The following is a 12738-nucleotide window of genomic DNA, read 5'->3' on the forward strand; positions in this document are numbered from 1 at the left end:
CGGCTGTAAACATCCGTGATCAGTTAAAGATATCACTGCTGGCCACGCACAACGGAAGAACAATAGTTGAACGTTCCTCAAGCGGCGTCAATCGTCCTCGCCTCTGTTCGGGTCGGCGCCGTACTGGACATCGAGCTTTTTTGAGAGTACTAGCAATGACGTGGTTTCCGCTAAGGCTCTGTATTTGCGGTGAACTTCCGCTTTGAGCTGTTTGATCGTCTTAATGTCTTATTTATGCTGCTTTTATGCCGTTTTTGGTGGCCTTCTTGTTGACAAGTGGCTTTCCACTGCTGGATCTGTTCAGAATAACGGTCTTTTTCGCGGCAGTAAGCACTAAGCTCTGTTTCTGACAAGGTGGCGGTTTCGAAGATCACAGCGAGCTTGGCATCAAGCGACCAGCCGTTGTTGCTTTGGTTTAACCCGGCACAGGCACTCCTTTTTCTCGGCACTGTTTTAACCAACTATACAGCGTCGCGTCAGAGATGCTTTCTTCGGTGACGACTGATACCACACTGTGATTGTCGGGTAGCAGCAACTTTTTCAGGACAACAGCTTTACGTCTTTTAGAATAACGTGGCACACGGGCTCCATGCCGCTCCCTCTGGATTAGATTAAGGCGCCGGTGATTTCACTCAGAGCTTGTTGGGCTTCTTTGAGATATTCCGCGAGTAATTCCACTGCGCCGTAACCGTGAAGTTGCTCGTTGCCCGCGTCTAAAAAGCGGTTGGCTTTTCAGTGCTTAGATGTGGCGACGAGGCGCGACAAAACCACCTTCAGTGGTGCTGTCGAAGCCCATGATTGGTTTTACGCGTTTAGGCTGTGCCTAAAAGTGGCATCGCCTCTTAACATCGTCGACTTAAAACATCGACATCAACCGGGTAGGCCACGCGGCCTACCCTCGATCACCAATTCCACTCACTGCGCGCCAGCGCGTCATGGGCATGCAGGCTTTCAGCATGCACAACCTTGAGCTGAAACCCTGACACCCCCGGCGCTTGCCGTAGTGCTTTATTCAGCCGCCTTGCCGCGTCTTCACAGAACATCAGGTTTTGCCCGTTGGCGAGGGCAAAGGCCTGTTCGTCGATACGTTTTACTGCGGTTTGCAGCGCGGTACCGAGTGCTCGCTCGATACGGTCAATCGAGTTTTCAATAGAATCCGCGAGGGGCCATTCTTCGTTTTCGCTTTCGGATAAACGTAAACTGCATTCGACACTGCTGCGCTGACTATGGGGCGTTGCGAGTATCCCTTCTTCGCTGCCTAGCCACGCAGATACCGCCGATTTGGTTAACGGGATTTCCGCAAAATCTTCCTCAAAGGCCTGCTGAATCAGCTGCCTTGCCAGTGCCGCCGAGCAGGGGCAGGTGGACGAATAGCCCACTGTAAGGTCGAGTTCAGCCTGAAAGCCAGCGGGCGTTAATTGGCAGCGCAAGGTGAAGGGGTAACTTTTCCACCCGGCTAAAGGGCTGATCAAGGCTTGCCGCTTAAGCGCAAGCTCGCCTTCGATGCTGAGATAAGCATGCTGCGATAAGCCATCTTGGCTGGTTAAAAATGCATTCAATACATCCTTAACCGCTTGAAGTGTCAGCGGTGCTTCTTCAAGCGGTGCCAGCGCCAAATACAGCCGAGACATATGGATTCCCCGTGCATCAGCGTCATCCAGGCTAACCCCTGCATTGAGCTTGGCCGTCACACTGCGGTTGCCTAGTCGGACGGGGAGTGCGATGCCCTCCATGCCCACCCAGGTCAAAGCGGCCGGAGAGCGGGCGGTTTGGTTGGCTACATCAGGCAGGGTTAAAACAGTCATTGGGCCACCTCTTGGGATGTGTGAAAAAAGCGGTATAACTCAGCCACTGTTTCCGGCGTCACGTTTTGGGTAATAAATACAAAGCGAGATACACGGTCTCCCACGCTGTTCTTGGGCAGCGGCGCGGGCGGATGAAAAATGTGCTGCACACCATGCAGCGCGAGCGGCGTATCCCGGTCAGTAAGATGGACAATGGCTTTAATCCGCAGCATTTTATCGCCCATTAGCGACATCAAAATATCCAGCCAATTCTCCAGCACCTCAGGCTCAATAAGCTCGTTAACACTAAAACAGAACGACTTAATGTTGTCGCTGTGGGAGGTGCCTTCGGGCTGATAAGAACCGAGTGGCGCGCCGGTGAGCAGCCTGGGCGTTAACGGAGCTGCTTGATGCACGGCGTAACTGCCGGCTTTGAGCCACTTCTCGACCTGATACTCCTGGGAGTCCTTGTGAGCGTCGTTGCCCGTGTCGGCATAAGGGGCATGGCGGGCCAGCCCTGCCCCCACTAACAAGTCCGCCGAAAGTTCGCCGTTGATGACCTGCCACTGCTCAGCCGCCGGGTTGAGTTTGGCTAGCCTGTTCGCCAACTGGGAAACCGTCTCCTCGCTGGCCAGGTCGGTTTTGGTGATTAATAGCTTTTCGGCCACCGCCACCTGCTGCTGCGACTCCCGGTGTGCATCAAGAGTCCCCATGCCGTTCGCCGCATCGACGCAGCACACCACACTATCCAGTTTAAAGCGGTGCGCCAGCCAGTGATCCGTCATCAACAGTTGCAGCAGCGAGGTAGGCGATGCCAGCCCGGTGGTCTCGATCACTACCCGGGAGGGCAACGCTTTGCCTTGGGCCTCAATATCTTCCAGCGCTTGTTGTAGTGTGCGGCTCAGGTCACCCCGTAGCGTGCAACATAAGCAGCCGCTGCTCATTTCGATCACCGCCTGCTCATCGCTGTGGGTAATCAGTTGGTGATCCAGCCCGATGGCACCAAACTCATTGATCACCACCAGGGTGTTGTGCATGGAGCTCTGGTGAACCCAGCGGTTGAGTAGTGTGGTCTTTCCGCTACCCAAGAAGCCGGTGAGTAGATTGACCGGTATTAATGGCGCTTCCTGCATAACCGCTTACTCCCAGCGCGCTTTGCGATAATGGTGTTCCTGTTGCTCCTGACGCTCTTTTGCCTCAATGCAGAGTTTCGCGGTGGGCCTGAACATCAACCGGGGTAGTCCAATGGGCTCGCCGGTCTCTTCGCAGTAGCCGTACTCGCCGCTCTCAATGCGTTTTAAGGCTGATTCAATGTTTTTGAGCAAACGGCTCTCGCGATCCGCTTGGCGCAATGCCAAGCGCAGCTCCTCCTCAAAGGAGGCTTGATCCGATTCATCGCTGTCGCGCTCACGGGTGGCGATGACGTCCTTCATCTCTCTTAAGTGCGTTTCAATCTCGCCACGCTCGGCCAGCAGCCGCTGCCGGAAAAACCTCAATTGCTCGTCGTTCATATAGTCGCTGGCGGGCATCGCCAGTAGCTTGGCTTCCCTGGCTTTATCAGCGGATGCACGTTGAGCATCGGCGTTGACCATTTTTACATTCATACTTTGGCACCCATACATTGCTCTCGCGATATTGATCTGAACTGATCAAGACATAGGTGAACGCGTCGGTGATCGTTTCCAGAGGTCGTGATAGCTACGCCTAAGCGGGATCAATGCTCATCAGCAGCCGCTTACCTTCGCCATCCAACGTGGGGCTTCTATGCACTAACCCCCGCTCTTCGCAGCCCACCCATCCGCTACCCTTGAGTAACGCGATATCCCCCGGCGCAAGGCGCTGAATAGCACTGACGTCGGTTGCGATATCGGGACGGTCGGGGTGCGGCGCGCCTAGCCCGGCACGGTTAATGGCGTACTCTGGCAGCCATTCGCTGCCTGGGCCGACATAGGTGGTGACCATGCGCACGGGGAGGTTATCGCAGTGAAAACGCGGGCACATGGCGCTAGTGAGCAGGCGCACGCGGATGCCGACGGTCTGGGTATCAAACAGAAAGGCGATCGCTTCGGCAATTGTCGCTATATCCTCAACCAGCGGGGTTGCCGCCTCCGGGGCGGGAAGGTGGCGGCGCAGGTCAGCGATGAAGGTTTCATCAGGATGGCCAAGCCAGCTATATTGCCAGGCGCGATTCGTTTGGCACTGCGCCTGGGCGCTGAAGGCTATATCGGCGGGCAGTGGGCGCTGGAAGATCGCGATATTAATAGCGTCTTCAAAGATGCGCGGCAGCACGCTGATATCATTATCACCGGCGGCATGGTCTGGCAACGTCCAATGAGTAGCGGGTGGCGAAGACATAAGCGAAGACATAAATGACTCCATAAGCGTTGTTGAGATAGCCGTCATTGAATGCGCTGACGCAAGAAGCGCCAGCTTTGTGTCGTGACCGTCGCCAGGGTAAACAGCACAGCGGCGAGCGTGACGATCGTTGGCCCGGTCGGTGTATCCATCACATAGGCAGCTCTAAGCCCCACCGTCACCGCCAGCATGGCGACCCCAGCGGCCACCATCGCCATGACTTCTGGCGTGCGGCAAAACGGGCGCGCCGTGGCCGCTGGAATAATCAGCAACGCGGCAATCAGCAGTACGCCCACCACTTTTAGCGCCACGGCGACGACCAGCGCCAGTGCCAGGGTGAGCACCAGCTGTTCGCGGCGCGGGTGGAGGCCGCTGGCATGGGCAAGCTCGTCGCTTAGTGTCGCGGTCAATAAGGATGACCAGCGCCAGAAAAGCAGTATTAGCACCAGCAATACACCGCCGCCGATGATCCACAGGTCGCTTTTCCCGACAGCCAGAATGTCGCCAAACAGATAAGCATTGAGGTCAATACGCACCCCAGCAAGAAACGACACGGCCACCAGGCCAACCGCCAAGGCCGAGTGCGCCATGACCCCGAGCAGGGTATCCATGGCATAGCCGCGCCCGCTAAGTAGCGACACACAGCCTGCCATCACCAGGGCGACCGTCAGCACCCCCAAGAAAATGGAAACGTTCAGTAACAGCGCTAATGCGACGCCCAGAATGGCGGCATGCGCCGTCGCATCACGAAGTAGGCCATGCGCCGCCACACCACGAAACACCCCAACGGAGCAGCCGCCATCGCCACCAGCACCCCGGCGAACAGCGCACGCCACATAAAATCATCCAACATTGGCTGCCTCCTGATGATGGTGGCGATAGAGCGCCAATGTCTGGGCGGTCTGGTCGCCAAACAGCGCCTGATAATGCGGTGATGAGGCAACGTGCTCGGGTTCACCTTCGCAACAAATAACCCGATTTAGGCACAGCACGTGATCGGCGGTGCGCATCACCACGTGGAGATCATGACTGACCATCAACACAGCGCAGCCGTAGGTGTGGCGTACGCTCTCGATATGCTGATAGAACGCAGCAGTACCGCGGTGGTCGAGCCCTTGGGTCGCCTCATCAAGAATCAGAATGTCGGGCTTTGCCAGCAGCGCCCGAGCCAACAGCACACGTTGAAACTGGCCGCCCGAGAGTTCGCTCATGGCGGCATGAATCAGCGCCTCGGCACCGGCATCTTCCAGCGCCTTGTGTAAATCGCGACTCGAATGGCGACGCGGCAAGTTGATAAAGCGCTTGACCGTCATGGGCAAGGTGGGATCCAAGTGCAGCCGCTGCGGCACATAGCCGATACGCTGCTGGGGGGCGATGGTCACCTGTCCCGAGGTCGGCGTGACCGCACCGATCAGCGTTTTCACCAGCGTGGATTTCCCCGAGCCGTTGGGGCCAATCAGGGTCACCACCTGCTGTCGATACAAGTCGAGATTGATGTTCTCAAGAATCTGCTGTCCACCGAAGCGAACGCCCAGTTGGCGGACGCTCAGAATCGCATCGCTATCAGGAGGGTGAGCAAGCCGCATGGTTAACATTCACTCTTGGCGTATTTGTTATGTTATAACATATGAGTGAAATATAGGCGAGCCTCGACTCACTGTTGCGTTTATTAACCATTAACTTTTTTATCAGGAGAACCCCATGAACAACCGTTTAGCCCGTTTATCATGGCCGCTACTGGCGGCTTTCCCCCTTGTGGCCGCCGCAGAGGTGCCGCGTGTTGCGGTGGATATTCCGCCCGTTTATTCGCTTGTTGCCAAGGTAATGGGGGAGCGCGGCGATCCTGAGCTATTTATTCAGCCCGGCGCTTCACCCCATGGCTATTCGCTACGGCCGTCTGAAGCGCAATCCCTCGATGATGCCGACCTGGTTATATGGGTAAGCGACGCGCTCACACCCTGGCTATCAGGGCCTATTGAGAACCTGGCGGGAGATGCACGCCATCTTGAGCTAATGGACGTGTCCGGGATCACGACACTGGAATACCGTGAAGGCGCGACCTTTGCGCTAAACGATGCTGATGAACACGGCCATGCCCACGGCAATGACGACCATGACCACGCTCATAACCATGGACATGACCACGACCACGCCCACGCCCACGCCCACGATGAGCATGATCACGGCGATCACGAGCACCACCATGAAGACAGCCATGACGATGGTCATGAAGGCAGCCATGACGAAAGTGGCCATGACCGTCATGACCACCACGGCCATGATCACAGCCATACCGGCATGAATCCGCATGCTTGGCTGGATCCTGCCAATGCACGTCGTTGGCTGGATGTCATCGCCGAGCAGCTAAGTGAGATCGACCCTGATAACGCCGCGTACTATCGCGACAACGCCGCCCAGGGCAAAGAGGAGTTAACCAGCCTTCAGGAGCACATCCAGGATCGTTTGGCCAACAGCGCCGACACACGCTTTATTGTTTTCCATGATGCTTACCAGTACTTCGAGGAGGCCTTTAACGTGCACGCGGCTGGCGCCATTTCCATTGGCGATGCCTCTTCACCTAGCCCCGCGCGTATCGAGAAGCTGCAGACGCTGGTGAATGATGAAGGTATCCAATGTGTGTTTAGTGAACCCCAGTTCAATCCGCAGATGGTCAATAACGTTTTCGGGGATACATCGGCGTATATCGGTGTCATGGATCCCCTGGGTGTGGGCCTGACGCTGGATGCTGACCTCTACGATGCGCTGCTGGAGCAGTTGGCCGATGAAATCACCCGCTGCACTAACGCCTAAACAGCTTTTTCTTAAACAGCTTTTTTCTGAAACAGTTTGCCGAGTTGATAGAGGTCGTGCATATATCTATCAAACGCCGAAATAAGCAGTGAGGTAAAGATTAAGGCATAAATCAGCAGCATCACTGCCATGGGGTCGTTTAGCCAAGCCAGCCAAGGCGTCGACATTGGATAACCCAGCGTATAAACACTCATGGCAGCCAATAGCTGAACCAAGAAACAGTTCAAAATAACCAGTGTAATCAACGCTGCGCGTATATCGACACGTGGCAGCGTTGTTTTCCAAAACGGCCAGTGGCGCACTTTTACGCTGATTATATTCGCACTGCTTTTATTTACACTGCTTTTAGCCACACCGCCTTCGCCGTTAAAACGCAACCGCGCTTTGCGGCGCAATAAGGGGATCGCATAGGCGCCTTTTTCCTCTTCAGCAAACGCCTTCAGCGCGATATCCCGATCGAGATTAGGGCCCAAGGCATCGACTGCCGCTTGATCAAAATCTGACCGGGCATGGGTTTGCGTGGCGATTTTGGCTTGGTCAGAAAGCACTTTTAAGTGGCTTTTATCAGCCTTCGACAACTTTTTATCGTTGCCGACGTTGATGTTGTAATGAATTTCATACACCTGATATAAAGCAGCGGTCACGCCCACAAAAATCATAAAAAAGACAATATATATCAGCATATTAACAGACACCTCCTAAACGAAAACTCACCTAGTCAGGTGAAAACAACTTCATTAGCCTTCAAACTAACTTGCTGACTATGCCTGTATGCCGCTTATCTGTACAGGCTCAGAGAGCTGCAAAAAAGGCGGATCAGATTGCAACCCTACAATCAGTCATATCTAACATATAGTGACTACTCCCCCGCAGGCCCCAGAAAGCGTGTTTCACTGACGCTTACTATTGAGGGGTCGTCAAATGCAATGAAGCGCAGCTCAATAGAGTGGCTGGGCCGTGATAGATCACCAGCATCGGCGGTGAGGGCTAAACGTAGGCTGCGTGTCTCGTTCGCCGATACCTCAATAGTATCCATCCCCTGCAGGCGAAGTCCTGGCAAGCCCGTTGCCGATACCGCGTAGCGATGGGTCTGATCATCCTGGTTGCGTAGCGTCACGTTGTAATAGTTGATGATGCGACCCTCCGCCGTGCTTTCAAACAGCGTTTGGCGGTCGCGCACAACATCGACATCGATGGGCACGCGAGAATTCAAGAAACCGACTAACAGCACCACCATGGAGAGTAACGCCGCCGTATAAGCCAACAGCTGAGGACGCCAAAAGCGGGTCGTTTTACCCTCCAGCGCGCGTTCGGTGGTGTACCGAATCAGGCCAAGCGGTTTATCGATCCGCGCCATCACGCTATCGCAGGCATCAATACACGCCGCGCAGCCAATGCACTCGTACTGCAGCCCGTCACGAATATCGATACCGGTGGGGCATACCTGAACGCACAGCTCGCAGTCGATACAGTCGCCAGCGCGAGTGGCTTCAACGCCCTTCTGAGAGTGATTTCGGCGCGGCTCACCGCGGGCGGCATCGTAGGAAACAATCAGCGTATCGGCGTCGAACATCGCCGACTGAAAGCGTGCATAGGGGCACATATGCAGGCACACCTGATGGCGAAGCCAACCGGCATTCAAGTAGGTAAACAGGGTAAAAAAGCCAATCCAGAACAGCGCCAGGGGGTGCGCATCCAAGGTAAACGTATCCACTACTAACTCTCTGATGGGCGTGAAGTAGCCGACAAAAGCTATCCCCGTTGCCAGGGCAATCAGCAGCCAAACCATATGTTTAGCGGTCTTTCTCCAAAGCGTATCAATGTTATTAGGTGCTTTATCACGCCGAATGCGCCGGTGCCGAGGCCCCTCCAGACGATGTTCAAACCAGATAAACAGAAACGTCCACACGCTTTGCGGGCAGCTATAGCCACACCACACGCGCCCAGCCACCACCGTGATCAAAAACAGACCAAAGGCGCAGAGCACCAGAATCCAGGTGAGTAAGATAAAGTCCTGTGGATAAAACGTCGACGCAAACAGGTGAAATTCCTGGGCAGAGAGGTCAAACCACACCAGCGGTCGGTCGCCCCAATTGATCCACGGCAAACCGAAATACAGCGCCATCAGCAGCCAGTTTGAGTGGCGCCGAATACGCTGAAAAAAACCACCTATTTCTCGCACATAAATATGCCCCAGCTTAGGAGACTGAGAGCTAGGAGACTGATAATTGGGAGACTTAGACGGAGGCGTATGGTGTTCAACCGCCGCCTCGGTGGTCAGGTCTTGCAGTGGAATGCGTTGCGTCATACCGATATCCAAAAAAGAGGGAATGGAGGTTTATGCGGTCGAGGGGCGTCGCGGGGTAGATGATTAAGCATTTGTTAGCAGGAGCGACTTTTAAGTTAGCCGCTACTATGCCCATACAGAGATGACACAAACAGACGCAGTTTTAGAGAAATAAAGCGTATCAGTTAGTACCAGCGCACCCACACCACTGCTTTCTGATATGCTGTTTATTACTATATTTGAGCCTGTTTTACGCTTCTCACATGAGACACAGTGGTATTTCCTATAAGCAGAGAGCCGCGCTGTGCCAGCTAACACTGTGATCGAGTATTCGGGCGTTCTACTCAATGCACCGACGGTTTACCCCATGAAACGCTACGAACAGTTTGCCGATGAAATAGCCACGCTGATTCGCCAGGGCGTGCTTGGCCCTGGGGAGCGCATTCCTTCGGTACGCCAGGCCAGCCGCCATCACGGCATCAGCCCATCCACGGTATTCCAGGCTTACTACTTACTGGAAAACCAAGGGCTTATCACAGCACGGGCGCGCTCGGGGTATTTTGTTCGTGAACACGCCCGGCGCTTACTGGACGAACCGCGCGTGACACTGCAGCCCACCGACCCAGCAGAGGTGGAAGTCAGCGAGTTGGTGTTCTCGGTGCTGGGCTCGCTGCAGGATGACCGAACGGTGCCCTTTGGGTCGGCTTTCCCCAGCCCCGAGCTGTTTCCGCTTTCTCGCTTGGCCACTAGCATGACAAGGGGATTGCGCGCGCTTTCGCCCCAACAGATAGTGGCTGATATGACTACCGGGCACACCGACCTGTGTCGGCAGATTGCCCTGCGCTACATGCTGGGTGGCATTCAACTGCCGATGGAAGAGCTGGTGATTACCAATGGCGCTATGGAGGGACTTAATCTAGCCCTGCAGTGTGTTACCCAGCCGGGCGACCTGGTAGCGATAGAGTCCCCAGCGTTTTATGCCAGCCTGCAAGTGTTGGAGCGGTTGAAACTACGCGCGGTGGAGATTCCGGTTCACCCACGGGAGGGTATCGACCTCGACGTATTGGCAGAGCGACTAGAGACACTGCCGATCAAAGCCTGCTGGTTTATGAGCCACCTGCAGAACCCCATCGGCGCCAGTATGAGTAAAGAGCGCAAACAAGCCCTTTATCAGCTATTGAAACAGCACCAAGTCCCCATGTTAGAAGATGATGTATATGCCGAGTTGTATTTTGGCAGCACGCCGCCCGCACCCGTAAAAGCCTTCGATGATGAGGGCTTGGTGATTCACTGCAGCTCTTTCTCAAAGTGCTTGGCGCCGGGCTACCGGGTTGGCTGGGTTGCAGGCGGCCGCTACGCTGAGGCAATATCGCGGTTGAAACTGATGACCACCATTTCACCTTCCGTGCCCGCCCAGGCGGCGATTGCCGACTATTTGCAGCACGGCGGTTATGACCGCCATTTGCGCAAGCTCCGCCATGCTCTGGAAGCCCAACAAAGCAGCATGTTGGCGGCGGCGGATCGCTACTTTCCTGCCCATACCCGTATCACCCGCCCGGCAGGCGGCTACTTTTTATGGGTAGAGTTTCCCGAGCAAGTGGATTCGCTGCGGCTATTTAATACCGCGCTCGAACATGGCGTAAGCATCGCGCCAGGCCCGATTTTTTCCGCGACGCAGCAGTTTCGCCACTGCGTGCGGTTGAGCTATGGCCACCCCTGGACGCAACGCAGCGAACGCGGCATGGAAACCCTGGGCAGGTTACTGACGCTCTTTTGATCCGTTCTTTTGGCCCTCTATTCCAACTCAGTTACCAACGCAACTGATATGGTTTTTTAATAGAAATATTAGCCTGTTATGCAACACAGCAAACGATAAACTATTCCATCCATCTAGCTCTCGAGTATGGGCGTTCTATTGCTGATTTCGTTGGGGCTTAAGTTTGTGATGGGAATGGCGGGATTGATCAGCTAACAACCTCTTTTGCACTCATCGCTTAAAAAGAAAATGCTGAATCCTTTCTAAGCAAGGATCCAGCATTTATATCTACTTTAGCAGGCGCTTTTCTAACACTCTATGGCATTCACGGCTAATCCACCTTTGGATGTTTCTTTGTACTTATCCAGCATATCTCTGCCGGTATCACGCATGGTACGAATCACTTTGTCCAACGAGATAAAGTGAGTGCCATCGCCGCGTAAGGCCATTTGAGCTGCATTGATCGCCTTTACCGTTGCAATGGCGTTACGCTCAATACAGGGAACCTGCACCAGACCACCAACGGGGTCACAGGTTAATCCCAAATTGTGCTCCAGTCCGATTTCCGCCGCGTGCTCTACTTGTTCGGGTGTACCGCCCATTACATCAGCCAAGCCAGCGGCTGCCATGGCGCAAGCCGACCCTACCTCCCCTTGGCAGCCCACTTCGGCACCGGAGATCGAGGCATTTTTCTTACAGAGAATGCCAATGGCGCCTGCCGCGAGCAAAAAATCCACCACGTTTTTCTCGCAGGCGTTGGGCTGAAACTTCATATAGTAGTGTAAGACAGCAGGGATAATGCCCGCGGCGCCGTTGGTGGGCGCTGTCACCATGCGCCCCCCTGCAGCATTCTCCTCGTTAACGGCGAGGGCAAAAATATTCACCCACTCCATCGCTGAAAACGTCGAGGCTATCAGGCAATCGTTCTGCTCTGCCGCTTGAAGGCGCTGGTGAAGCAGCTTGGCCCTGCGCTTAACTTTTAACCCGCCCGGCAGTATCCCTTCATGGGTTAACCCATTGTCGATACATTCACACATCACTTGCCAGATACGCCACAGCTCGTTTCTGACCTCCTCCTCCGTCCGCCAGACTTTCTCATTTTCCATCATTAGTCGGCTGACACTTAGCTGCTCTTTTTTACATAGCGCCAAGAGCTCGTCAGCGGTGTCGAAGTTGTAAGGAATGGTCGCCCCATCCAAATCGTCTAGCGGCATATCCACCTGGGCTTGTTCAACGACAAAACCGCCGCCCACCGAGTAATAGGTATTTTCGTACACCAAGTCACCCTTATGCGTGAACGCTGCGAGCCTCATGGCATTAGGGTGATGGGGCAAGCTCTCTTCGTGAAAATAGAGGTCACTATCCCACACAAACGTCACTGCTTTTTGGCGTCCAAGCTGTAATGACTGGCTCTCTTTAAGCGCCTGAATGGCTGGCTCGATAATCGAGGGATCTATTGTGCTAGGGCGTTCACCCATTAAGCCCATAATAATCGCGTGATCGGTGGCATGGCCTACCCCCGTCGCTGATAGCGAACCATATAGATGCACTTCAAGATGGCCTACCTCATCGAGCAGGCTGTTTTCGCGCAGGGTGGTAACATATTTAAAAGCCGCCTGCATGGGCCCGACGGTATGGGAACTGGAGGGGCCTACTCCAATCTTAAAAAGGTCGAAGACACTGATAGGCATTGGAGCACCTCTTGACGTATAAACAGGGGAAAATCAGGCGGTGCCTGAAAGTTT

The 12738-nt window shown here is 54.6% G+C and carries 10 protein-coding genes and 2 pseudogenes; 2 read left to right on the forward strand and 10 right to left on the reverse strand.

All coding sequences use genetic code 11. From position 1 onward, the window contains the following. Positions 1 to 606: 606 nt before the first annotated feature. The 7 genes and pseudogenes from QT231_RS16185 to QT231_RS16215 all read right to left on the reverse strand — a co-directional run. Positions 607 to 808: pseudogene (locus QT231_RS16185) on the reverse strand (tRNA uridine-5-carboxymethylaminomethyl(34) synthesis GTPase MnmE); the annotation flags it as partial. A gap of 94 nt (positions 809 to 902) precedes the next feature. Further along, positions 903 to 1805, reverse strand: a complete 903-nt coding sequence (gene folE2, locus QT231_RS16190) for a GTP cyclohydrolase FolE2 (protein ID WP_308337884.1) — start codon at positions 1803 to 1805, stop codon at positions 903 to 905. Beyond that, positions 1802 to 2917 (reverse strand): GTP-binding protein, encoded by a 1116-nt coding sequence (locus QT231_RS16195; RefSeq protein WP_308337885.1) that lies wholly within the window; start codon positions 2915 to 2917, stop codon positions 1802 to 1804. Before QT231_RS16195 ends, folE2 begins: the two co-directional genes overlap by 4 nt. Before the next feature lie 6 nt (positions 2918 to 2923). Continuing rightward, positions 2924 to 3388 (reverse strand): RNA polymerase-binding protein DksA, encoded by a 465-nt coding sequence (gene dksA, locus QT231_RS16200; RefSeq protein ID WP_308337886.1) that lies wholly within the window; start codon positions 3386 to 3388, stop codon positions 2924 to 2926. A gap of 100 nt (positions 3389 to 3488) precedes the next feature. Further along, positions 3489 to 4151, reverse strand: coding sequence for a DUF1826 domain-containing protein (locus QT231_RS16205; protein WP_308337887.1), 663 nt, complete (start codon positions 4149 to 4151; stop codon positions 3489 to 3491). Positions 4152 to 4183: 32 nt separating this feature from the next. Further along, positions 4184 to 4992 (reverse strand): annotated as a pseudogene (locus tag QT231_RS16210) (metal ABC transporter permease). Next, on the reverse strand, positions 4982 to 5725 hold the full coding sequence (locus tag QT231_RS16215) for a metal ABC transporter ATP-binding protein (RefSeq protein WP_308337888.1): 744 nt from the start codon (positions 5723 to 5725) through the stop codon (positions 4982 to 4984). Before QT231_RS16215 ends, QT231_RS16210 begins: the two are co-directional and overlap by 11 nt. Before the next feature lie 115 nt (positions 5726 to 5840). On the opposite strand from QT231_RS16215, the gene QT231_RS16220 reads away from it, so the two are divergent. Then, complete coding sequence (locus QT231_RS16220; protein ID WP_308337889.1) at positions 5841 to 6950, forward strand: metal ABC transporter solute-binding protein, Zn/Mn family; 1110 nt, start codon at positions 5841 to 5843, stop codon at positions 6948 to 6950. A gap of 11 nt (positions 6951 to 6961) precedes the next feature. Here the strand turns inward: QT231_RS16220 and QT231_RS16225 are convergent, their stop codons facing one another. Together QT231_RS16225 and ccoG are read right to left on the reverse strand one after the other, a co-directional pair. After that, positions 6962 to 7633, reverse strand: coding sequence for a hypothetical protein (locus QT231_RS16225; RefSeq protein WP_215091583.1), 672 nt, complete (start codon positions 7631 to 7633; stop codon positions 6962 to 6964). Between the two features lie 176 nt (positions 7634 to 7809). Next, on the reverse strand, positions 7810 to 9258 hold the full coding sequence (gene ccoG, locus QT231_RS16230; RefSeq protein WP_308337890.1) for a cytochrome c oxidase accessory protein CcoG: 1449 nt from the start codon (positions 9256 to 9258) through the stop codon (positions 7810 to 7812). Positions 9259 to 9604: 346 nt separating this feature from the next. Between ccoG and mapR the strand changes: the two genes are divergently transcribed. Next, the gene (mapR, locus tag QT231_RS16235; protein WP_308337906.1) at positions 9605 to 11014 is read left to right on the forward strand and encodes a GntR family transcriptional regulator MpaR; all 1410 of its coding nucleotides are present in this window, start codon (positions 9605 to 9607) and stop codon (positions 11012 to 11014) included. A 287-nt stretch (positions 11015 to 11301) separates the two neighbouring features. On the opposite strand, the gene QT231_RS16240 is transcribed toward mapR, so the two are convergent. Then, entirely contained in the window at positions 11302 to 12684 is a 1383-nt protein-coding gene (locus QT231_RS16240) for an L-serine ammonia-lyase (protein ID WP_308337891.1), read from the reverse strand. Between the last annotated feature and the right edge of the window lie 54 nt (positions 12685 to 12738).

The sequence above is a fragment of the Halomonas sp. SpR1 genome, assembly GCF_031010175.1.
Taxonomy (GTDB): Bacteria; Pseudomonadota; Gammaproteobacteria; order Pseudomonadales; family Halomonadaceae; genus Vreelandella.